The sequence below is a fragment of the Desulfobacterales bacterium genome, from assembly GCA_034003325.1.
Classification (GTDB): Bacteria; Desulfobacterota; Desulfobacteria; order Desulfobacterales; family JAFDDL01; genus JAVEYW01.
On record JAVEYW010000015.1, the window covers coordinates 1 to 23,589 of the forward strand.

Here is a 23,589-nt window from a genome sequence, read left to right on the forward strand (position 1 = left end):
CCAAAAGCTTTACATCGGAGCCGACCAGTTCCTTGGCATCGTCGCTCAACTCATATCGTTCCCGGCTGCCGTCCTCGTTTTCAAAATCATAAAACGCCGTACCTCTCGCAAACGCGCCGAAATGTTTGCTCTTCAGCTCAAGGTCGGAAATAATCTTGAACATGTTATTGAAAATGCCCTTGTCATAGTTCAGATTGCCGTCATCCCAATTCGGGTTGACATTGGTGCCGCCGGCCGAAATATCGATGATGGATTCATCCTGATCCTGAACACGATACTGCAAGCTATAAGACAAGGTGGTGTCAAAGCTGGCGGTAAAATCATCACTCTGATACAACTGCAGCGCACTGACCTGCGCGGGCTGGAAACAACAGCAAAGCATACCAGCGACAACAACAATCAAGCGCAACCGTTTTTTACAACTTTCCCCAAAGATAATAAAATTCATACTGTTTTCCTTTTCTTTGTCTCTGTACCTTCGTTAACGTCAATCATCATGGATTATGAGCAAGCGAAATGAAGAACATTCTGCTATTCCGTTAAATAGGCCGGTACTTTCATCGGCATAAATTGGGCTACGGATACAGCAGCTTAAAGTTCATCATACAAAGGGAACAGGAAGAAGGCAATCGGCGGCGGGGGGCCGGATTTTTCCTTCTCGTAACGTGATAATCGAAACATCTGCCCCTCATAATGCTTCAAGGTGAGGACATTGCTAAAAAAAAGATGTGTGTTGGTTTTCAGCTACGCTTTGAGTTGACATACGGGCATCATTGATTGTTATTATTATGTGTCTTAAGAAAGAGTATCAAATTATTGATCCATGGGCATTAACAGAACCAGATTCATAAAATAACCAGCAAAAAATATGCCACTAATATCTTGCGCGCTACACCCACGCCTGCCAAGGAATTCATTCTGAAAGCCCGCTCCGTAAGCCATCCGTCCCTCCAATGGGCCGTTGGCTTTCCCATTCCCATCCAAATTATTGGAGGCTATCTATCAAAAGTGAAGCGTTTGGCGATGAACCGCAGCACCGCTGTCGGCCCCAGTTTGTCCGTTCCGGCCATGGGCGATACGCCACCTTCATCGCAGGCCTCGCCGCCGAAAGTGAAAAACCGAAAAAAGATCATCCTTCAAATCGATAGCAAATGGTATGCCATAATCGTTCAAGCGCTAATAACGAGTTGTTTCTTCATGTGATTTTGTTTAATTTACCTGGTGTGGCGACCTTTATAAGAACAAGAGATGTCAGCCCACCATCACGATACCGTTTAAATGCTAGTGCACTATAGCTTCTTGGTTTTGTCTGTATTAACCCAACCCGGCAAAGCCGAATGCTGGGCGGTTGGACTGCTGGATAGCTTGGCAGCCGACAACCTTCGTCAATAATGCACGCTCTTTCGTGCATGTTTCTGATAGGGGACCTGAAGTTAAGCCGATAGCGGGTGGACAATTCGTCAGCACCATTAAATACGGTAATATTGTTTTTGGGTGGCTTCTTGGGCGCGGTAAGTGTTTGGTGATATAAATTATTGACATCCATTGGTCAAGTTTTTTGATGAATCTATCGGGACATTTTGAAAGAAAGATGACTCGGATTGGTACCTGGATTGATACGCACTTGACGGAATCTCATTTGGCGGATATCTCAGAGGTCACTATCGGGCCGGTGACTCTGTTCAGTTTCGCCGTCACCTGAACGACACCGGCGTCACTGGGGGACTATCGCTTTTGTATTACAGCCAAAAACAAGAAAATCATTCGGTTCAATCCCTGCTGGAAACCGTGAAGAAAAACCGCGGCGGTATTCATTGCGTCGGAATGGGGGGGGCGGAACGAGCCTATCTAACTTCCCTGGTTTATGGAACCGCCCACCGGCCAATCATCGTCATTGCCCCCACGGCCAAGCAGGCGGAGCAATTCATTTCGGACATCATGTTTTTTACAGGCGACAAAGAAGCGACGCCCCTTTATTTTCCGGCCTATAATATTTTGCCGTCCCAGTATTTATCCTATCATAACGAAACGGCAGCCCAGCGCATCGCCACGCTATACCACCTCAGCGTATCCGACAAGCCGCTCATGGTCGTCACCACGGTCGGAGCGCTCTTGCAACGGATTCTCCCCAAAGCCGAGTTGGTGAATTTTGCCGAGCTACTCATGACCAATGAAGCCCTCGAGCGCGACCGCCTGGTATCCAAGCTGAACGCCGGCGGCTACACCCGCGCCATGATCGTGGAAGAACCCGGAGATTATTGTATTCGAGGCGGCATATTGGATGTTTTCTCGCCGCTGTATTCGGATCCGCTGCGAATCGAGTTTTTCGGGGATATGGTGGATTCCATCCGGTTTTTTTCCGCGGCCACGCAGCGCACAATTCGACCCATCGATGAGGCCGTCATTTTACCGGCACGCGAACTCGTTCTGAAAAAAGAAAATCTGGATCAGGTGTTTCAACGCATTCGGCAACTCGGCGCGGATCAGCACCTGCCGGTCACCCAAATCCGCGCCCTGGTGGACCGGATTAAAGCCGAAGGCATTTTTCCGGGCATCGAAAGCCTGACACCGATGTTTTTCCCGGAGTTGGACACCTTATTTAACTATGCGCCTCCTGATACGCTTTTCATTTCATTGGCGCCCAACGCCCTTAAGGATGCCGCCGAAGAGTTGACGCGTCGGGCGCAGGCTCATTATCAAAAGGCCCTTGAAGAACGCAGGCTATGTGTCCCGCTCGAATCCATGTATATTTCCCGACAGGAGGCTATTGCCCTGATCTCGGAAAGAGGCGCTTTGACCATGGACACCCTGGCCGTTGCCGCCGCACCTGCCGGGGCCGGTGCGCCGTCCTACCCGCCCGGTGAATCGCAATTTCATTTTCGTATCGAAGACACGGGCAATCTTCGTCTTGCACTGAAAGCCATGCGCGACCGGGAGCATCTATTTGAACCACTGATCGAGTGGATACACACGCATCGAAATGCCGGCCTGGACACCTTGCTCGTATGCCGCAGCCGGTCCCAGGCTGACCGGCTGTGCGCCTTGATATCGCCCTACGGAATTGATCCGGAATGCCATGCCGGATATCCGGAACCGGACCGACCTTCAAGGCGGGCAATCGTCTGCATCGGCCGGCTATCCGCGGGTTTCGTCTGGCCGGAAGCCGGACTGGCCGCGATCACCGATGAAGAAATTTTCGGCGGCGCGTATCGGCGGCAAAAAGCCATTAAAGCGGCTTCCGGAACCCAGTTGCTGGAACTGGCAGACTTAAAGCAAGGCGATCTTGTGGTTCATCAAAGCCACGGCATCGGGCAATATGAAGGGCTCACCAAGCTGACGCTGGAAGGCAACACCAATGATTTTATTCTCATCACCTACCGGGATGCGGATAAGCTCTATCTTCCGGTAGATCGCATGAATATGATTCAAAAATACATGGGTGTGGACAGCATCACGCCGGTCCTGGACAAGCTGGGCGGAAAAACCTGGGAGAAAATCAGGGAAAAGGTCAAGCGTTCCACAGAAAAGATCGCCGGCGAACTGCTCAAGCTCTATGCCGCGCGAAAGGTGGAAAAAGGCACTGCCTTTACGGCCGTTGACCGCTCCTTTAGAGAATTTGAAACGGCCTTTCCCTATGAAGAAACCGCTGATCAGATGAAAGCCATCGATGTCGTTCTCGCGGACATGGGCCGGGAGCAGCCCATGGACCGGCTAGTTTGCGGCGATGTGGGATACGGAAAAACCGAGGTAGCGCTTCGCGCCGCCTTTCTGGCCGCCAACAGCGGCAAGCAAGTGGCGGTTCTCGTCCCGACCACGGTGCTGGCGGAACAGCATTTTAAATCTTTCTCGGAACGATTCGCACGCTATCCCTTTTTTGTGGAATGCTTAAGCCGGTTCCGATCCCCCAAAGAACAACGAGCCATCATCGAGAATCTAAAGACGGGCAAGATCGATATCATTATCGGTACGCACCGGTTGTTGTCCAAGGATGTATCCTTTAAAGATATCGGACTGATCATCCTGGATGAAGAGCAACGATTCGGCGTCACACACAAGGAAAAACTGAAAAAACTGCGGCATACCGTGGATGTGCTGGCCCTGACCGCCACGCCCATTCCCCGGACGTTGCACTTATCGATGATGGGGGTGCGCGACATCAGCATTATTTCCACACCACCCGAGCAACGCCACCCCATTGTGACCTACATCTGCGAACCCGACGATGTCACCATCACCGAAGCCGTTCAAAAAGAGCTCGACCGAGACGGCCAGGTGTTTTTCGTGCATAACCACATTTCCGATATCGACGCCATGGCGACGCACATTCAAAAACTGGTGCCACAAGCGCGTCTCGGCATCGCTCACGGCCGCATGCCCGAAGGCGCGCTTGAAAAAGTGATGCTCGATTTTCTAAACCACCACATCGATATTCTGGTCTGCACCACCATCATTGAATCCGGGCTTGATATCGGCACCGCCAACACGATTTTGATTAATCGGGCGGACCGTTTCGGTCTGGCGCAAATCTATCAATTGCGCGGCCGGGTGGGAAGATCCGACGAACAAGCTTATGCCTATCTCTTTATTCCCAGGGACAGCACCATAACCGTCGATGCCCAGAAACGCCTCAAGGTGCTCATGGAACACAGCGATTTGGGCTCCGGGTTTCAGATCGCCATGAATGACCTTAAAATCCGCGGCGGCGGCACGATTCTGGGGGCATCCCAGTCCGGCCATATTGCCGCCGTGGGGTACGATATGTTCCTTCAACTCATGGAAAATTCGATCAGCGAGATGAAAGGCGAGCCGGTCATCGAGGCGCTGGAGCCAGAGATCAACATCACGGTATCCGCCTTTCTTCCGGAAAATTATATTCCCCATATCGATCAGCGTCTGGCCCTTTACCGGCGTCTTTCAAGACTCACCGAAGTAAAGGAACTCTCTGATTTTAAATCCGAACTGACCGATCGATTCGGTACGCTGCCCCCCGAAGCGGCCAACCTGCTGCTTAAGATTCTGCTTCGCGTGCTTTGCATCAAGGCCGGTGTGCGACGGCTTGATCTGAGCGGATTCAATCTGGTGTTGAGCTTTTCCGAACCCCACCAGAAACGCCCCTTTGCGCTCGTCGATTTGGTCACCAAATCCCCGAACATGTATCGGTTCACGCCGGAGCAGGGCTTGCGGGTGCATCTGTCCACCGGCCCGCCTACGAGCCTTCTGGCGCAGACTAAAAACATCTTGAAAGAAATCATGCAACATGTTAACGCCTGAGCACTTTAACTATCCGTATGTTTTTAAATTCCGTGCCGTCAAGACCACGGCGGGGAAAAAACGGGGGTTCACCTCAGCCGGTTATCAGCGAATTTATTTCGTTGCAACCGGCTATTTTACCAGGATAAATGGACTGCAACATGATTGGAAGCAAATCATCCCATCCCATCCGCACCATGGCCCGCCGATTCTTCAGGGCCGTGACTTGTATCAGCATACTTTTCACCGCATCACCGGCACTTTCGGCTCAGCCTCAGGTGGTGGATCGAATCGTTGCCGTGGTCAACGGTGACATTATTGTGCATCAGGATATTAACGAAATGTTGGCGCCATTGGTGGCGGAACTGCTGCAGTCCGGACAACCACCCGAAAAGATAAACGAAATAATTTTTGATCAACGCCAAAGGCTTTTAAGTATGCTCATAGATCAAAAACTGATGCTTCAGGCAAGCACCAAATATGAAATCACCGTTAGCGACAAGGAGGTGGACGCCGCTGTCGAGCGCATGAAAGAAGCCAATAAACTCACCGATGAAAGGCTTCGAAGCGCCTTGCAAAACCAGGGCCTCTCCATGGCTGAATTTCGAAATAATTACAGGGAGCAAATCCTGTTGAACCGAATCGAGAACCTGGAAGTGACCTCCCGAATTGTCGTGTCCGAAGACGATATCAAAGCCTATTATGCGCAGCATGCGGATGAATATAAAGGCGCGCGGCAATACCATTTGCGACACCTCATGATGGATGCACCGGCCTATGCACCCGCCGAGGAAAAAACAACCGCGTACAAGAGAATGGAAGCGGCGATGCTCGCACTGAAGGCAGGAGAACCCTTTGTCGAAGTGGTGAAACGGCATGCGGATCGGAAATATGCCGTCGCAGAAGGGGAACTGGGACTGTTTAATCTCGAAGATCTCGCGCCGGCGCTCAAAGAAGCGGTTGAAAATCTCGCCATCGGCCAATACACTCCCATTCTGGAAACCGGGCAAGGCTACCAGATCATCTATTTGGAAAATATAGTTGAGACGCAATCCGTATCCTTGGCGGAAAAAAAGGACGAAATAAGAGAAAAGCTGTTAAGAGAAACGGTAAAACAAAGAAAACAAGACTGGCTCGAAACCCTGCGCAAAAACGCACAGATAAAAATAATCAACTAATCTAAATGCCGCTATAAATGCGGCTTCATAGCTTGAACCCGTTTGATCCGTATCATCGGCGTTTCCGGCCAGGCGACCTTGTCCGTTTATAAAATGACACATACTCACAAGGCGGTAAGCTGATTTCAACTTCGGCGTTAGAGAATATTATCAGTTGGTGCCGGATGCTCTTCGTCTGGAGACGACAATGATCGAACATAAAGTGAAACAGAATAGAGACATTGATTACGATGCGATGTCTTTCGGACGATATTTGAAAGCGCTCCGCCTTGAAAAAGGCATTTCAATCAAGCGAGTGTCCTTTGAAACCCGCATAAAACCGGACATGCTCAATGCGATTGAAACCGAAGATCACGACAAGCTGCCCGACCCGGTATTTGTGAAGGGCTTTTTAAAAGCTTATGCCACGCTCATCGGCGCCAACCCCGATGAGACCGTGCAGCGGTACCTGGCCAATTGCCATTTGCACATTCAGACCGCCCGATATGAAGCCGATTTGATTCGCTCGCGCAAACGGCTTTGGCTACGGCTGACTGTTTCACTGGGGGCACTGGCATGCCTGATCTTTTTCTCCGTATGGCTGACATCGGCGCCCGACACAATTAAAAAAGAAGCACCGCCAATTGCGCCGGCCATTGCAACGCCTGCACGGGAAAAAGCGCCCGTAATCGCTCCGGAGACGCCCGAGCCAAAACAACCCGCCCCGGTCACGGCAACGAATACGCTGGTGATTGCAGGGGTGAAAGAAACATGGGTCAAGCTCATCATTGATGAGCAAACGCCCAAAAAATATACCATTAATGCAGGAGACCGGTTGGAATTTACTGCCGAACACGGCATCAACCTATTGATAGGAAACGCCACGGGTGTCAATTTGATATTCAACCATAAGCCGTTTCCGATTCACGGAAAACCGGGACAAATGGTGACACTGCGGTTGCCTTGAGCCGATAATCCGTGTAGGATTGAGCAATTCCGCTTTTTAAACTTTCTATTACACGAAAGCGGCCGGGTGACCTATGGAAAAAGATCTCAACAGAATTCTGATAGACAGTATCAACCGCCTGATACGACGCAACGCCATTCACCATCTTCGCAAAATCGTCAACCGAACGCATGCTGCCGATCTGTCGGTCGCCTTTCAATCCCTGCCCGTCGCACATCAACGCAAACTATTTGATATGATAGATGATGTTGAAGATCAAGGGTTGTTGCTCAGCATGCTCGACCGGGATACGTTTCAGAAACTCATTGACGGCATCGATCTGGACAAGGTGGTCGAAATTTTCGAAAAAATGCCCAATGACGACGTCGCGGATCTCATTGCCCTGTTGCCCCCGGAAACATCGGACGCCTTGCTTCAAAAAATGAAGCGGGAAGGCTCCGATGAAGTCGAAAAGCTCCTCAAATATGATGATGAGACCGCCGGCGGTATCATGGTACCGGACTTTATCGCGCTTAAAGAAGATACCACGGCCCGTGACGCCATTGCCTCCCTCCAGACCGAATTCGCCGATGTCGAAATGCCCTTCTATTTGTATGCGGTGGATGAATACGGCAAACTCGTCGGTGTCAGCTCGCTTCGGCAACTGGTTGTGGTACCGCCGGAAACACCCCTGAAATCCTTTATCACCACCGACGTGATTTCGGTACGAACAGACACCGACCAGGAAGAAGTGGCCAAAATCGTCGCCCGATACGACATTCTGGCCGTTCCGGTGGTGGATGAAAACCATCGATTGGTGGGTATTGTCACGGTGGATGATGTCATCGACATTATTCGAAAGGAAGCCACCGAGGACATTTTGAAAATGGCCGGCGCCGGCGAGGAGTTCGTGGAAACCAAATCCATCCTGCGAAGCACGCGGATTCGGTTGCCGTGGCTATTTGTGAGCTGCCTGGGCGGACTTTTGGCCGCGTTTGTCATCGGCCACTTCGAAGCCAGCATCAAACAGATAGCCTATCTGGCGGCCTTTATTCCGGTGATCGGCGGCATGGGCGGAAATATCGGCACTCAATCCTCCACGATTGTCGTCCGCGGGCTTGCCACAGGCCGGCTGCATGTTCGGGATATCTGGTCGGTGGTCCGCAAGGAACTGACCATCGGATTTTTTCTCGGATCCCTTTACGGACTCTTCATCGCAACCGTCGCCCAATTTCGCTATAACACATACATCGTGGCTGTTTCGGCGGGACTGGCCCTGATCTGCTCGATGTCCATTGCAGCCCTGGTTGGCTCACTGGTTCCCATGCTCTTTGAGCGAATTAAAATCGATCCGGCGGTCGCAACGGGGCCCTTTGTAACGACTGCGGTGGACATTATCAGTGTTTTTACCTATTTCTCAATCGCCACCGCGCTCATGGGTATCTAAGGCCCATGCCGGATTTTTCCACGCCTGCCGTCCTGCTCCGCCGGGTTGAATATGGCGATTATGATCTTATTCTAACCTTTTTTACCCGATCCGAGGGTAAAATTCCCGTCATCGCCAAGTCCGCCAAAAAAAGTGTCAAACGATTCGGCGGCATGCTGGAATTATTTTCCCTGCTGAACATTGTCTGTGCCACCGGACCGGGCAGACGCCTGCCCCTGCTTCGGGAGACCTCTCTTGATGCAGGGTTGCCGAAACTGGCCGCGGATATCACCAAAACCGCGATAGCCGGCTACTGGGCAGAAATCGTCAATGAATGGTCTGAAGAGGGCAAACAGCAGATTCACCTTTATCACCTGCTTCGGTATGCGTTGATCGAGCTGAACCGGGGGGAAATCCCCCCCCCGGTGCTCTCGATGGCATTCCAGATGAAATTTCTGTCCCTGGCAGGTCTCGCGCCCAATCTGACCGATTGTCAGGCGTGCAATCGAAAAATTACCGATATGGAAGGCAATCACCTTTCATTCAACATTAAAACAGGCCGCTTAACCTGCAGCCAATGTCAAAAAACAACCACCGAGGGCCTTCACCTCACCAAGGGCACGGTCCGCCAGCTTCAGTGGATGGACCGGATTCCCCTGAATCAGGTATCCCGAATCCGCTGCCTTCCCCAAGCCATCAAAGAGGGGCAGGCATTTTTGGAAACCTTTTTGCCCCATCATTTGGGGAAACGGCCCAAGAGCCTGGACTTTTTAAATAAGATAAGGTCATAAGCCATGCCTATTCACTATCAAGAAGGCGCGTTGCATCATTTCCTCACATCCACGCCGATCCGCGCTTCGGCGCCCTGCCGCATCGATATGGGCGGAACCTTGGATATTCGCTCGTTTTATCTGCCCTTGGGGCACCTTTCCCCCTGCACCGTCAATATCGCACTGAACCTGCGAACCAGCGTCAGCCTGCAGCCCTATGAAACGGGCCGAATCAAAGTGAGTTCAAAAGGGTTTGACAGCGCCGCCTTTCCGTTGGATACTGCGCCTTTTAATCATCCGATGGGGCTGATTTTTGCTGTGGCAAGCTATTTCCGGGCGGAGGGAGTGCATGTGCACATCGACTCAACCTCCCCCCCGAGAAGCGCGCTGGGGGGCTCGTCCGTAGCCGCCGTGGCACTGGTCGCCGCGTTTGACGCGGCCTGTTGCGCCATCGAAAAACGGCCGCAAATGAATCCATCGCAAATCGCACGATTGGCGCACGCCATTGAGGAAAGCGTGGCGGGGGTTCCCTGCGGGACTCAGGACCAATTGGCGGCCGCCTTTGGCGGTGTCAATGCCTGGTATTGGCGATATGGCCCGGACGGCCCATTTTTCGAGCAGCGCGCCCTTGCGCCGGAAATGGCCGGCATGATGGAAAAACGCCTGCTAGTCGCCTACTGCGGCATCCCGCATGAATCAAAGGATGTCAATTCCCGCTGGGTGCGGCAGTTTCTGGCCGGAGACACGCGGGATAACTGGGCAAGCATCGTGACGCTGGTCCATCGGTTTGAACAGGCCTTACGCACCATGAATATGGACGAGGCCGTTGCCGCCATGAACCGGGAGATGGCCCTTCGAAAAGAAATGACACCGGATGTTTTGGATGATATCGGAAACAAACTGGTAACAGCGGCCCTTGAAACCGGTTGCGGCGCCAGAATTTCAGGCGCCGGCGCGGGCGGTTGTATCTGGGCGCTGGGTGAACCCGAGCGCATGCGCCGGTTGCGCACTGAATGGCACCGGATTGCCGGTGCCCGGCAAGACGCCCGCCTGCTCGATGCGGGCATTGACATGCGCGGTGTTATGATAGAAACCGGGGGCTGCACGGCCATCCCGGAAAATGACGAGGTTTATTAATGAACTTTCAAGATGTTATTTTAACACTGCAATCCTATTGGTCCAAAAAAGGATGCTTGCTGGTTCAGCCCTACGATCTGGAAGTGGGGGCCGGCACCTTCCATCCGACCACCCTGCTCAAAGCCATCGGTCCGGAGCCGTGGCGGGTCGCCTATGTGCAACCCTCCCGCCGCCCGACGGATGGCCGTTACGGCGAAAACCCCAACCGGTTGCAGCATTATTATCAGTTTCAGGTGATGTTAAAGCCCTCCCCCACGGATGTCCAGCAATTGTATTTGGAAAGCTTGAAAGCCCTGGGCGTGGATCCGCTGGCCCACGATATCCGCTTTGTGGAGGATGACTGGGAGTCTCCCACGCTGGGCGCCTCAGGGCTTGGCTGGGAGGTCTGGCTGGATGGCATGGAGATCACCCAGTTTACGTATTTTCAACTGGCGGGCAGCATCGAGTTGTCCCCGATTCCCGTGGAAATCACCTACGGTCTGGAGCGTATCACCATGTACTTACAGGGCGTCGATAATGTCTATGATCTGAAATGGAACGATTCGGTCACCTATGGCCAGGTATACCATCAGCAGGAAGTGGAGCAATCGACCTATAATTTTGAGAAGGCGGACGTGAAAAAACTCCTTGGTTTTTTTAACGCCTATGAAGCTGAATCCAAGCAACAGATCGATTCGGGCCTTGTGGTGCCAGCATATGAATACTGCCTTAAGTGCTCCCACACCTTTAACCTGCTCGATGCACGAGGGGCCATCAGCGTCACGGAGCGAACCGGATATATCGCCAGAATCCGGAATATGGCGCGGTTATGCGCGGAAAAATATCTTCAGCAGCGAGAGAAGATGGGCTTTCCGTTGGTCAGAGAAAAAGGCGATGGAGTCTAACATACAAGCAAAAGCATGCATCTTTGGCAATGCTACATCAACCATCTTTCAGCTATTAGCTATCAGCTATCAGCTATTAGCTATCAGCTATCAGCTATCAGCTATCAGCTATCAGCTATCAGCTATCAGCTATCAGCTATTAGCTATCAGCTATCAGCTATCAGCTATCAGCTATTAGCTATTAGCTTCCGGCAAAGCCGGCAGGGGTAGGCATGAAACGGTTATTATTCGAGATAGGCGCGGAGGAAATTCCGGCGGGGTATATTGAGCCGGCGTTAAAGGCGCTGCAGGAAAATTTGCTCAAAAAATTGACACGCGCACGCATCGATCACGGCGCGGCAACCACCTTCGGAACGCCCAGGCGGCTTGCGGTAAGTGTGGCGGATGTGGCGGAAAAACAAACCCCGGTCACGACGGAAGTCATGGGGCCGCCGGAGAAAGTCGCCTTTGACGCAACAGGGCAGCCCACCATGGCAGCCCGAAAATTCGCTGAAAAAGTGGGGCTAAGCGTCGCGGAACTCGGCGTAACCGAGACACCCAAAGGCCGATACTTATGCGCCGTGACTGCCGATGCCGGAAAATCCACCGAAACCTTATTGGAAACGATATTGCCGGAGCTCATCACGGCCATTCCCTTTCCCAAGACCATGAAATGGGCGGATAAGCAGGTTCTCTTTGCCAGGCCCATTCACTCTATTCTGGCCCTTTTTGGTACGAAAGTGGTCTCGTTCTCTTTTGCCGGTCTTCAAAGCGACGCCTGGACGTGGGGCCACAGCATCATGCGCCGGGAACAAATACCCGTGCCTTCTCCGGAAGCCTATGTGGATATTCTGAGAGAAGCGGACGTCATCGCGGATATCACCGAGCGTAAAAACAGGATTATCGACGAAATTCAGCGCTGCGCCGAAAAGGTGGGCGGCCGCGTGCTGCCGGACGAAGCCCTGCTGGATATTGTCACGCAGCTCGTGGAATGCCCCCTGCCGGTGGTGGGTAATTTTGATGCCGGATACCTGGAGTTGCCCGGGGAAATACTGATTACCGCCATGCGGGAACACCAGAAATACTTCGCGATAATTGATGCCTCCGGAAGCCTGATGCCGCATTTCATCGCCATCAACAACACCCGAACCAGGGACGTGGCGCTGTCCGTCAGAGGCCATGAGCGCGTCCTGCGCGCTCGGCTTGAAGATGCCCGGTTTTTTTACCGCACCGACCGGGCCGTAGCCCTTGAGACCTGGGTCTCGCGCCTTAACAACGTGCTTTTTCAGGCAAAGCTCGGCTCGGTGTACGATAAGGTGGTTCGCATCGGCAAAATTGCAGAATACCTGACCGCGCAACTCCCCTGCCCGCCGGAAACCGCCGCCCATGCGATTCGGGCTGCCTTTCTGTGCAAGGCGGATCTGATGAGTCAGACCGTGGGGGAATTTCCGAAATTGCAAGGCATCATGGGCCGCGTGTACGCGCTGGCGGCCGGTGAACCTGCTGCCGTGGCAACCGCGATCGAGGAACACTACCAGCCCACCTATTCCGGCGGCGCCCTGCCCCAGAGTCTTGCCGGTGCCGTTGTGGCAATTGCGGATAAAATCGATACCATCTGCGGATGTTTCAGCGCGGGTCTGATTCCCACGGGCGCGGCGGATCCTTATGCCCTGCGCCGCCAGGCAATCGGCATCATTCAGATTCTGCTCGAAAGGAATGTTTCCGTTTCATTGATGGCGCTGATTCAAACCGGAACAGCCCTTTTCTCTTCCACCGCCGATCAGAATTCCGCCGAAACCGCGCAAAAGGTGTATGATTTTTTCAGCGGCCGCATGACCCACCTGCTCTCGGATTTAGGCTACTCCAGGGATGTGGTCGCCGCGGTCACCAGCGTGACGGTGGACCATGTTCCCAATGTGTGGAACCGGGTACGCGCGCTTGAGAAATTAAAGGCCGAACCCGACTTCGAGCCCCTGGCCATCGCCTTCAAGCGCGTGGTCAATATCATCAAAAAATCGGATACCGCTGTCGGCGCCGCGCTGAATGAGGGGCTTTTCGAGGCCCCCTGCGAAGGGGATCTTTTGAACGCATTCAAAAAGGTTCGTGCTCAAGTCGCCGATAACCTAAATAACCATTGCTTTGAAGAGGCGCTGCGGCAAATCGCTTCCCTGCGTGGTGCGGTCGATGCCTTTTTTGACGGCGTCATGGTCATGGCGGAAGATGAAACCATCCGCGCCAACCGCCTGGCCCTTTTGGGCCAAATCTCGGATCTATTCGCCATGTTTGCAGATTTTTCAAAACTATCAACGTAAACGGAGAAGGAGGAAATAATGCCGTTCGATGCCGAAAAAGATAAAATGCTCAAAAAATGGCGCTGTGAGGAAACCGGTTTGGTGGTTTCCATCAATCAATATGGAGATGGAGAACCCAAGGTGCAGATCGGCCCCCGCGTCATCATCAAGAAAAACGGTGAGGAAAGCCAGCGGAAATCCGGCCGCTTGTCCATTGAGGATTTGTCGTGGTTTTACACGATCATTGATGAAGTAAAGGATGAGCTGTCCGCGCTGGCAGGCCCAGAGTGATCCGTTTGACATGCTGAACGACACGACCGCCATCGTTAACCCGGAATCGCCCGAAGGCAGCCCGCCGCTGCCTTCCCTTGCCGTAATGGTCGGCAGCTTGCCGGATCTGACGACGCTGTGCGGTTGTACCGGCCTGAATAAAGCCGGCTTTAAATCGTTGATCACCAGCCGGCTTTATACCAATGAGGCAAGAACGTTTGCCCTAACCGGACCGATCATCGGCGCGCCCTATGCCGTGATTCTGCTTGAAACCCTCATCGCCCGGGGCGCCCGAACCATCCTCTTTCTCGGCTGGTGCGGCGCCATCTCTCCGAAGGTGAACATCGGCGACGTCATCGTCCCCACCGCCGCCGTGATCGATGAAGGCACCTCCCTGCACTACCGAATGAAAACCGGCGACACCGTATTTCCGGGAAACCGGGTTACCGGATTCATCACTCAGCAGCTCACCCAACAAGAGATCCCCTTTCACACCGGCGCCATCTGGACCACGGACGCCATTTATCGAGAAACACGCGATCGCGTCATCCATTTTCAACGACAACACACGCTGGCGGTGGAGATGGAATTATCCGCGCTTTTTACCGTGGGGAAATTCCGTGACGTGGAAGTCGGCGCCGTACTGGTGGTCTCGGACAGTCTGGCGAGCCTTTCCTGGCAACAGGGATTTACGGAAAAATGCTTCAAAACCCGGCGCAGAGCGATCTGCGATGTTATCGGCAGGCTGTGCCGTGAACAAACGGGATTACGGCCTGCGCCGGCCGGAAAGGCATCCAACGTTCACCCTTGATACATTTCTTTCTATCGTCCGATTGGTGAACGCCGGATGCTGAAAATTCCGATTTACTCCGTTTCAAAGTTCATTCCGCATTGCTTGAGGGAAGCGACACCGGCTCCGACACTGACCGTATCGTCAAAGCCTTTGGCCCGCAGATTGATCTGCGCCTCATAGGAACGAACCCCGGTATTGCAGACCAGAATCAGTTTTTTATCCCTGGGCACTTCATCCATTCGCTGCATCAGTTCATTGTGAGGAATGCTTTTCCAGCTTTCCGGATATTTTGCCTCAAACACTTTGGCATCGCCATAGGCCCGGCAGTCCAGAAACAGGCAATCGTTTTGGCCGCGATGTTGCCAGCATGCCTCAAACTCTTCGAAAGTCATGGGCGCATACCGGCCGTCCAAAAAGTTTTCGGCGGCATTGCCCAGGGCGTTAACAATATCCATGGCTGAGGCGAACGGGGGCGAATAGGCTATCTCCAGATTACTGACGGCCTCCACCGTGGGGTGGTATTGAAGAATCGTGGCCACCGCGTTGACCCGGGCGAACATGCCGCTGTTCTGCCCGCCGAAGCCCTGAATGCCCAAGACCCGGCGCGTTTTCCGGTCCACCACGAGCTCAAGGTAAATAATTTCCTTTTCCGGATAAAAATGGGCTCTGTCAAACTGGGACACTTGAATCCCAACCGCATCAAATCCCTGTTTTCTGGCGGTTTCATCGGACAGGCCCGCACCCGCCAGGGCCATATCGAATGTTTTCACCACAAAGCTGCCCACCCCTCCCGGAAACACGGCATTTCCACCGGCCAGATTCGTGCCGATGACGCGCCCCTGGCGATTCGCCATGGAACCCAGAGGGAAAAAACCGGGTTTCCCCGTCACCAGATTCGTAATTTGCACACAGTCGCCACCGGCATAGATGTCCGGGTCCGATGTCTGCATATGATCGTTGACCACGATAAACCCGTTCGGCCCGATCTCAAGCCCGGCATCCGCCGCCAGTTGCGTGTTCGGCGCCACGCCCACCGCCATGATGACCAGATCCGCCTCAAGTGTGCGTTGGTTGGTCCGAACCCTCTCCACCGCCTCAGCCCCTTCCAGCGCTTCCACGCATTCTCCCAGATAAAAGGCTACGCCTTCGGCCTCCATGCGTTTTCGGGCCATGAGGGCCAGGCTTTTGCTGACAAAACCGGGCATGATCTGATCGCAGAACTCCACCACCGTGGTTTCGATCTGCCACATATCCGCCAGCGCCTCAGCCATTTCCAGACCGATAAATCCGCCGCCGATGACCACCGCCTTTTTTACCTGACCGGCTGTAATTTTCTCCTTGATCTGAATGGCGTCATGAAGGTTGCCCACTCTGTAAACATTTTTCAACCCTGTTCCCGGAATGTTGAGCTCCCGGGGCCGGGTTCCGACGCCGATCACCAGCTTGTCATAGGAAAGGTCTTTTTCATTGCCGTTATTTTCCCGGATACGAACGGTCTTGTTTCGCCGGTCGATGTTCAGAGCCTTGGTACCGGTCAGGGCGGTCACGCCCTTGTCGTCGCGGAAAAACCGCTCATCCCGGACCATATGAAAACTCGTCGACCGGAGTTCCGATTCATCACTCACATCTCCGGATATATAGTAAGGAATGCCGCACCCGCCGTAGGATATCATGTCATCCTGGTCAATGATGGTGACATTTCCGTTCTGACAAAGCCTTTTAAACCGACATGCCGACTTGGGACCCACCGCTACCGCACCGATAATTAGTATGTTTTCAGCCATATAAAACCTCCTTTAACGATTTATAAATAAGCGTTGCCGCTAAGAAATAAAAACCTGATCCGGCAAAGCCGGATGCTGGGATGCATAAAAGCCATCTTTCACTTTCGGAGAATATACACGCAAAAGAGTGTATGTTTCTGGTAAAGGGTCTAAACCCATTGGGCCGCGTGCGCAAGGAAATTCAATTAGAAAAAAGCAAATCCAAGGGGCAGGCAAGGATGGGCTTAAGGAATCCGCCAGGCTGTGCGGAGCGCCATCAAGATGATTTTACAAATCCTTCGTCTTCTGGTATTTGTTTTTCGACAATTCAACCCTCTATTCCGAATCGATTCGATATGCCAAACGCCAATCCCCCTGAACTCATTGAAAGAGTTGCGTGGCTTCGCCGCGAGCTTCACCGGCACAACCATCGGTATTATGTGCTGGATGATCCTGAAATTTCGGACAACGCATACGACCGGTTGCTGCAAGAACTGACCGAAATTGAAACGGCGCATCCCTCCCTGGTCACTCCCGATTCGCCGACGATGCGGGTGGGAGCGCCCCCGCTGGCAAGCTTTGAAACCGCCCCGCATGCCATTGCCATGCTGAGCCTGGACAACGCCTTTAATGATTCGGATATTCTGGACTTTGATCAGCGGGTTCGGAAATTGCTGGAAACAAAAGATCCGGTGCTTTATACAGCGGAACCGAAACTGGACGGCATCGCCGTGGAAATCGTTTACCGGGACGGCAGGCTGACACTCAGCACCACGCGCGGCGACGGGGTGAACGGAGAAGTCATTACGGACAACATGCGCACCATTCGCGCCGTTCCGCTCATTCTGCAGCCGGGTCCGGACGGCGGAGTGCCGCCGCTGCTGGAAGTACGAGGCGAGGTATTTATCAGCCTTGCCGGCTTTGAAGCCCTGAACAACCGTCGCCAGTCCGAAGGACTTCCCCTTTTCGCCAACCCCAGAAATGCAGCGGCAGGCTCTCTGCGCCAACTGGACTCAGCCGTCACCGCCGCCAGGCCACTGGATATTTTTCTCTACGGCGTCGGCCGAACCGATGGCCTTCGGGTTTCTTCTCATTGGGACATGCTGTGCCGGCTGAAATCTTTCGGCTTTAAAATCAATCCGCTCATAAGGCCCCGAATACCGATCAACGAAGTCTTGGCCTTTCACCGGGAACTGGAATCAAAACGCCAAGAACTTTCCTACGAGATCGATGGCATGGTCGTCAAAGTGGATGATCTTGCCCTGCGCGAGCGGCTCGGGGAAAAATCCCGCAGCCCCAGATGGGCGATTGCGTATAAATTCAAAGCCGTTCAGGAAACCACCCGGCTGCTGAATATCGAAGTCCAGGTTGGGCGAACCGGCGCTTTGACACCGGTGGCCATTTTAGAACCGGTAAAGGTCGGCGGCGTCACGGTCAGCCGCGCCACGCTGCACAACGAGGACGAAATCGCCCAGAAAGATATCCGTATCGGAGATAGGGTGTTTGTGGAACGGGCCGGTGATGTCATTCCCAAGGTGGTAAAACCGATCCTCTCCAGCCGCACCGGCGCGGAAACCATCTTTCACATGCCACGCACCTGCCCGGCTTGCGGTGCCGGCACGATTCGGGAAAAAAGCGAAACCGGAGATCCTCTGGAAGCCGCCACCCGGTGCATCAACACGGCCTGCCCGGCCCAATTGAAGGAACGCATCAAGCATTTTGCTGCCAAAGGCGCCTTTAATATCGAAGGCCTCGGCGACAAACTCGTGGAGCAACTGGTGGAAAAAGGGCTGATAGTTTCCAGCGCAGACCTTTTTCTGCTGAATCGATATACGCTAAGCGCACTGGATCGGATGGGGGCTAAATCAGCGCAAAACCTCATCGACGCTATCGAAAAAAGCAAATCCGTCTCCTTTGACCGGTTTCTCTTCGGGCTGGGCATTCGCTACGTGGGAGAAAACGTCGCACAAATCCTTTCCGGACACTACCGCCATATCGATGACCTAGCCTTCGCCACCGAAGAAGAACTCACCGCCATCGACGGCATCGGCGGCGTCATCGCGAAAAGCATCGTCGCTTTTTTTCAACATGCCGGGAACAAAGATCTCGTCACCCGGCTTTTGGAAAACGGCGTCGTCATCTCCTATCAGAAAGAAAAACCCGCCGGCGCCGCCCCCCTGTCCGGCAAAACATTTGTACTCACCGGCACCCTGAGCAGCATGCCCCGCAGCGAAGCCAAAATGAAAATCACCGCCCTGGGCGGCAAGGTCGCCGGCTCCGTCAGCAGCAAAACCGATTATCTTGTGGCCGGCTCGGATTCCGGGTCCAAACTTGCCAAAGCCGAAAGCCTGGGAGTGACGGTGATCGATGAGGCCACGCTGATGAATCTGCTGTCCTAATCCGGCAAAGCCGGATGCCGGGATGCCGGGATGCATGAAAGAAAGCCATCTTTCACCTTCAGCGAATATACACGCAAAAGCGTGCATGTGTCTGGTTAAGGGTCTAACATTCAGTCGGACCGCAGTTCCATATGGTATCGGATCAGTATTCAACTATTCTTGGCTTTTAACCCGGCCAGCTGTTGGCGAAGCGCGCGCTCCTCGTTCCAGTGGGTGGTATCATCACGTATGATCGCGGCAATAGCCTGCAATTGTGCGCTCGGGGAGAAAAGCAGCGCAACCGTGAACGCAATCGAAAGAGGCCGCTCGTCTTTACGTACAGCAGGTACACGAAGCACTTCGCTACCATACCGGGTTCGGCCGGATTGAACCACTTGTCGATATCCTTCCCAGTGCCGCTTTCGAAGACGCTCCGGAATAATCATATCAAGCGAATGACCGAGCGCCTCGTCTTTCGTGTACCCAAAGATTCGTTCCGCCGCTGAATTCCAAAAGATTATCGCGCCGTCTGCATTTGCCGCTATGATTGCATCCCCCGCCGCTTGCACAAATTGCGCGATGTCGAATTCGGTACTAATCACCAATATTCCTCCTCGGTCGTCAACCTTCGAAAGAGGGCATGAGATCGCATCCTAAATATTAAATATTCTTATCGAAAAGTTAACCTTTAAGATAACCCTCATGGGGAAACCCATTGAAACGATACCCCCACCCCGGACCGGCCGGCCGGATGCCCCATTTTTTAATTCATTCCGATCATGAAGAAGGCCGCCCCCAGCCCGTTGAGGTGGTCTTCTGCGTGATTGGCTATTGCACTTGTTGCTATTTTTCTATATAAAAAGTAAGCCGTTATCAAATAAGGAGAAACATCAATTGCCTTTAAACCAAAATATACCACTCTTTTTCCGCCTCTACCATAAAATCAAGCATGATATCCTTAAAGGTGAAATTCTGAAGGGCTCTAAAATTGCTACGATAGAGGAACTGGCGCGTCAACATGGCATGTCACAAACAAGCGTTCGAAAAAGCCTTGATCTTCTCGAAAGGGAGGGACTTCTTATCAAAAAACAAGGCTGGGGAACGGTTGTGCCTGAAAATTTGGATTTGCGTTTTTTTGATTTAGCAACATTAATCAGTTCGCGAGAGTCGATTTCAGAGGCAAAAATGGCGAAGGCCGAATCCATTAGTTCAGAATGGGTGGAAACCACCCCTCGGCTAAGAGGCCTATTGAACATTAAAGACGCTGCTTCAAACCAGGTGGTATTAAAAGTATATTGTCGGATTACGTTCACCGGAAAATGGAAGTTCAAGGCATTCATCTCTTACTATTTGCCGAAAAGATGGATGCGGATTGCCAAAGTTAAAGAATCGACGTCGGCTGCGGCACTCATTGTATCCATAACAAAGTGGATGGAATCTAGTCCGTTACTTATGAAAGAATCCCTTGTGCCATATCTTTGCACGGACGAGACTGCTGAATTCTTAGATATTCCGGACGGCACACCGGTTTTCTATCATACGGTTTCCATGACCGACAACAAACGTGACCTTTGTATCTGTTGGGACATGATAAGCTCGGCAAATATTTTTCTTCGGAATGTGGATTTGAATGCAGCCGTTAGCAATTCTCCGCTGCATTCACCCATCGTGTCGAAGTGATTCAGATGCGTGTCCAGGGCGGATTCCACAATTGTGCGAGTTGCCTTTCCTTGTGACAAAGGGTCACCTTTTCGGGACGGCCCGAATCAGCCTTATTACCTTCTCCATCATGATCAAAAAGAATGTCGACTCTTATAACTGTGTCATTTTCATTTTGGAACCTATTTCAATAGACCGGAACCAACGAATAGCCCTTGGTCTGATAAGCGATCTCTGATATCCAGCCGTTTCCCACCCGTTCTATTTTCGGCAGAAGCGAGGTCGGGTCAACCCCCATAACCTTTACGGCAAACAGACATACTTCCATACGAATGCCCGCCTCCGACAATTTGGAAATGATACCGGGAATCTCTTTCAGCGAAGTTTGCACTTCGGCATCAAATCCGCTGTGGTCACTGGAAATCAGTTTGACCGAACCGGCCATGAAAACGACCACAAACTCAGGATTCTTTTTGGCGGCGCTCAATTCCTGGAAGGTATCGTAAATGAGATTCAGGTGAATGACGGCGGATTTTGGATTTCCATCCCTCATATCGAATAGAACGGGGGTGGCATTGACCCCTTTCAGAAGATCATGTTCGTCAGACAATGCATCTGACGCACTAAAAGTTGCCAGGACTAAACATACGATTGCCAATACCATGGTTATATTTCGTATCTTTTTCATTTTTCGTTCTCCTAATTTAAAAAGTTCAAGTGAATTTTAACCGTATTTCGGGCGGCCGCTTCTGTTCATCCGTTGACTCAGGCGTGGGGCGCCAGGGGTGCCAGCGCCCGCCCGATGCGTTCTCGTTGTTCCTCCGTCGTCATCTGTCCGAAAAGTTCCTGGTATTTAGGATGCTCGACCCCGGAGAAGATGTATTGCCAGCGGTAAGCCTCCAGCAACACGGCTTGCATACGGGCGATCTGGTCCTCGAAAAAAGATTGGCGGGTATTCTGAATAAAATACCGGATGTCGTATTCACATTGTTTCTGTAATATGCCATCCACCGCCGTCACCAGATCGATGACTTCTCCGATAGCCTCGTCCCGTTCTTCCCGCGTGATTTTTTTATTCACGCGGGACCATTCAAGTGAATCCAGGAATGCGTGATGGGCTTCTTCTTTCCAATGATACAGGAATACATCTTTGTAGAGATCGGACAGATTCTCATCCTGCGCAATGCTTTGTTTGTAATGCTCTTGGGTAAAAAGCTCAATTTCATAGATCAGTGCCATAACCGCCCACGTCGATTTTTCCAGCACCACAGCCGCCACCTGATTGGGATCCCATGGAAATTCATAGCCATCCGGCATTCCGCGGGCCATCATTTTTTCCAGACGTCTAAAAAGCTCCTGGTGTTTCAGTTCCTCGTCGCAAAACCGGACAAGTGCCTCGAGGGCCACCTGATCCCCCAGCCAGTGGTCACGGGAGATATCAAGCATTTTGGCGACGATAAAGCGCTCGACAAACCCGAACATACTGGCATACGTGCGTCCCTCGATTTGACTAAGAAACCGCTGCTGCGGTTCGCTCAAGAAGCTTAAACGGTCCACCTTCGAAATGCCGTCCGGAAGAAATTTTTTCGAAAAATCGAACTCTCTTCCCCTAAGCACATCCGCGTCGATATCCCAGCGGATTTTCTTGGATCCCGCGATGCTTTTTGCATACGGTTGTGTATCGAGATCATATCCAGGCCTCCCCATAACCGCCACCTCCTTCAACAAAGTAGGATCACATTCGATGTGATGTTCCTGATTTGAATTCCCGGATGGTCCGGATGGTTATCTGATGTTAATAAATAGCTTGGACACTCTTAGAAGGTGAATGGGGTCAACCATGCATTCTATCCCGAATTGACCTGTATTTATCCGCCTGACGCTGGTGGTGGAACCCGCTTGAGTTGGATAGTGCCGTTATAAAAACGATCGCGGCAACAGATTTTATCCCGGAGGCACGGACGGCCCGCCGAAGAGTCGCACGGGCCCATTTGAGTGCTTCTCTCTCTGCGCCTTGAAGTCGGCAAGGTGAGGGCTTATCGGGCAACGCGCCGGGTCGCCCAGTAAAGGGCGACCATAGACCGCTATAGCCTGTCCCGCTTCATGTGGTTGTTGGCCCAACCTTTGTTTTGGGGAAAAATTTAACGCCTGGTAAATTTTCAAAGTCTGAATCTTGTGTCCAGATTAAACACTCATACGCTTGAGCAGTAGATAAAATAATACTGTCAGCTATGGGAAGGCTATACCGCAAGCTGAGCTTAGAAGCATTGATTGCGATACTTGCGGTAAGATCAATAATCGTACCTTGTTGCATCGCAGCCACGGCTTGAAGGGCTTCATTTTCGCCAGACTCACGCAACGCCACTTTGAACACTTCATATATAGTGATTACGGGCACAATTAAAGATGATGGATCTTGAAGAGGGGATGCAAAGTTTTCCGAATTGATCCCCCCTGAAAAATATTCAAGCCACCCCGATGAGTCAACAATATTCATAATCTGTCATCCTCGCGAACAAACTCCGTATTAATTCCCTTAAGGAAACCTTTTAGCTCAGATATGTCTCGATCAGGTATTAGCTCTATTCGCCCATCATACTCCATAATCTTAATCTTTTGGCCGGGGCGAAGGTGCAATGCATCCCTTATTAACTTTGGGATAACAACTTGGAATTTTGGTGAAACTGTAACAGTATGCATAATATCCCCCCTATCGATAGCGTTTTCGTATTACGATAACACTATCGATACGGCATTGTCAATAATTGGGGGCCAACGCCTGAGCTAACCGGGCGGCGGCAGAGGCGTTGAATATTGATTCCGTGTCCATCCGCCGCTCCGGTTGAGCGACTTGTTAGCTGGCCTGACGAATCCCAAGCCTCAGGC

General features: G+C 52.2%; 20 protein-coding genes. 12 read left to right on the forward strand and 8 right to left on the reverse strand.

All coding sequences use genetic code 11. The annotated features are described in order from the left end of the window. Both RBT11_15235 and RBT11_15240 read right to left on the reverse strand, forming a co-directional pair. A partial coding sequence (locus tag RBT11_15235; GenBank protein ID MDX9788133.1) for a DUF1302 family protein occupies nucleotides 1-448 on the reverse strand: 448 nt, incomplete at its 3' end. A 547-nt stretch (nucleotides 449-995) separates the two neighbouring features. Beyond that, nucleotides 996-1,133: a hypothetical protein gene (locus RBT11_15240; protein MDX9788134.1), complete on the reverse strand. Its 138-nt coding sequence runs from the start codon at nucleotides 1,131-1,133 to the stop codon at nucleotides 996-998. Between the two features lie 601 nt (nucleotides 1,134-1,734). Here RBT11_15240 and mfd point away from each other — a divergent pair. The 10 genes from mfd to RBT11_15290 all read left to right on the forward strand — a co-directional run bounded on the left by mfd (nucleotide 1,735) and on the right by RBT11_15290 (nucleotide 14,921). Continuing rightward, nucleotides 1,735-5,271: a transcription-repair coupling factor gene (mfd, locus tag RBT11_15245; protein MDX9788135.1), complete on the forward strand. Its 3,537-nt coding sequence runs from the start codon at nucleotides 1,735-1,737 to the stop codon at nucleotides 5,269-5,271. A 140-nt stretch (nucleotides 5,272-5,411) separates the two neighbouring features. Further along, nucleotides 5,412-6,428, forward strand: coding sequence for a SurA N-terminal domain-containing protein (locus RBT11_15250; protein MDX9788136.1), 1,017 nt, complete (start codon nucleotides 5,412-5,414; stop codon nucleotides 6,426-6,428). A 187-nt stretch (nucleotides 6,429-6,615) separates the two neighbouring features. Further along, nucleotides 6,616-7,374, forward strand: a complete 759-nt coding sequence (locus tag RBT11_15255) for a DUF4115 domain-containing protein (protein MDX9788137.1) — start codon at nucleotides 6,616-6,618, stop codon at nucleotides 7,372-7,374. 73 nt (nucleotides 7,375-7,447) lie between these two features. Further along, complete coding sequence (gene mgtE / locus RBT11_15260) at nucleotides 7,448-8,800, forward strand: magnesium transporter (protein ID MDX9788138.1); 1,353 nt, start codon at nucleotides 7,448-7,450, stop codon at nucleotides 8,798-8,800. A gap of 5 nt (nucleotides 8,801-8,805) precedes the next feature. Then, nucleotides 8,806-9,570, forward strand: a complete 765-nt coding sequence (recO, locus tag RBT11_15265) for a DNA repair protein RecO (GenBank protein MDX9788139.1) — start codon at nucleotides 8,806-8,808, stop codon at nucleotides 9,568-9,570. A gap of 3 nt (nucleotides 9,571-9,573) precedes the next feature. Then, nucleotides 9,574-10,686 (forward strand): galactokinase, encoded by a 1,113-nt coding sequence (locus RBT11_15270; protein MDX9788140.1) that lies wholly within the window; start codon nucleotides 9,574-9,576, stop codon nucleotides 10,684-10,686. Continuing rightward, the gene (glyQ, locus tag RBT11_15275; protein ID MDX9788141.1) at nucleotides 10,686-11,570 is read left to right on the forward strand and encodes a glycine--tRNA ligase subunit alpha; all 885 of its coding nucleotides are present in this window, start codon (nucleotides 10,686-10,688) and stop codon (nucleotides 11,568-11,570) included. The genes RBT11_15270 and glyQ overlap by 1 nt, the downstream gene beginning before the upstream one ends. A gap of 212 nt (nucleotides 11,571-11,782) precedes the next feature. Further along, nucleotides 11,783-13,861: a glycine--tRNA ligase subunit beta gene (glyS, locus tag RBT11_15280; protein MDX9788142.1), complete on the forward strand. Its 2,079-nt coding sequence runs from the start codon at nucleotides 11,783-11,785 to the stop codon at nucleotides 13,859-13,861. Nucleotides 13,862-13,879: 18 nt separating this feature from the next. Further along, on the forward strand, nucleotides 13,880-14,131 hold the full coding sequence (locus tag RBT11_15285; protein MDX9788143.1) for a hypothetical protein: 252 nt from the start codon (nucleotides 13,880-13,882) through the stop codon (nucleotides 14,129-14,131). After that, on the forward strand, nucleotides 14,100-14,921 hold the full coding sequence (locus RBT11_15290; protein ID MDX9788144.1) for a nucleoside phosphorylase: 822 nt from the start codon (nucleotides 14,100-14,102) through the stop codon (nucleotides 14,919-14,921). The genes RBT11_15285 and RBT11_15290 overlap by 32 nt, the downstream gene beginning before the upstream one ends. Before the next feature lie 53 nt (nucleotides 14,922-14,974). Here the strand turns inward: RBT11_15290 and RBT11_15295 are convergent, their stop codons facing one another. Beyond that, the gene (locus tag RBT11_15295) at nucleotides 14,975-16,687 is read right to left on the reverse strand and encodes an FAD-dependent oxidoreductase (GenBank protein ID MDX9788145.1); all 1,713 of its coding nucleotides are present in this window, start codon (nucleotides 16,685-16,687) and stop codon (nucleotides 14,975-14,977) included. 335 nt (nucleotides 16,688-17,022) lie between these two features. Here RBT11_15295 and ligA point away from each other — a divergent pair, with 335 nt between their 5' ends. Further along, on the forward strand, nucleotides 17,023-19,065 hold the full coding sequence (gene ligA / locus RBT11_15300) for an NAD-dependent DNA ligase LigA (protein MDX9788146.1): 2,043 nt from the start codon (nucleotides 17,023-17,025) through the stop codon (nucleotides 19,063-19,065). A 149-nt stretch (nucleotides 19,066-19,214) separates the two neighbouring features. Here the strand turns inward: ligA and RBT11_15305 are convergent, their stop codons facing one another. Continuing rightward, entirely contained in the window at nucleotides 19,215-19,646 is a 432-nt protein-coding gene (locus RBT11_15305) for a PAS domain S-box protein (GenBank protein MDX9788147.1), read from the reverse strand. A 292-nt stretch (nucleotides 19,647-19,938) separates the two neighbouring features. On the opposite strand from RBT11_15305, the gene RBT11_15310 reads away from it, so the two are divergent. Then, on the forward strand, nucleotides 19,939-20,724 hold the full coding sequence (locus tag RBT11_15310) for a GntR family transcriptional regulator (GenBank protein MDX9788148.1): 786 nt from the start codon (nucleotides 19,939-19,941) through the stop codon (nucleotides 20,722-20,724). Between the two features lie 166 nt (nucleotides 20,725-20,890). Here the strand turns inward: RBT11_15310 and RBT11_15315 are convergent, their stop codons facing one another. The 4 genes from RBT11_15315 to RBT11_15330 form a co-directional block, all read right to left on the reverse strand. Continuing rightward, nucleotides 20,891-21,391, reverse strand: a complete 501-nt coding sequence (locus RBT11_15315) for a DsrE family protein (protein ID MDX9788149.1) — start codon at nucleotides 21,389-21,391, stop codon at nucleotides 20,891-20,893. A 77-nt stretch (nucleotides 21,392-21,468) separates the two neighbouring features. Further along, nucleotides 21,469-22,410 carry a hypothetical protein gene (locus RBT11_15320; GenBank protein ID MDX9788150.1) on the reverse strand — a complete coding sequence of 314 codons (942 nt, stop codon included), beginning with the start codon at nucleotides 22,408-22,410 and terminating at the stop codon, nucleotides 21,469-21,471. A 394-nt stretch (nucleotides 22,411-22,804) separates the two neighbouring features. Then, complete coding sequence (locus RBT11_15325) at nucleotides 22,805-23,200, reverse strand: type II toxin-antitoxin system VapC family toxin (protein ID MDX9788151.1); 396 nt, start codon at nucleotides 23,198-23,200, stop codon at nucleotides 22,805-22,807. Beyond that, nucleotides 23,197-23,403 carry an AbrB/MazE/SpoVT family DNA-binding domain-containing protein gene (locus tag RBT11_15330; protein ID MDX9788152.1) on the reverse strand — a complete coding sequence of 69 codons (207 nt, stop codon included), beginning with the start codon at nucleotides 23,401-23,403 and terminating at the stop codon, nucleotides 23,197-23,199. Before RBT11_15330 ends, RBT11_15325 begins: the two co-directional genes overlap by 4 nt. Between the last annotated feature and the right edge of the window lie 186 nt (nucleotides 23,404-23,589).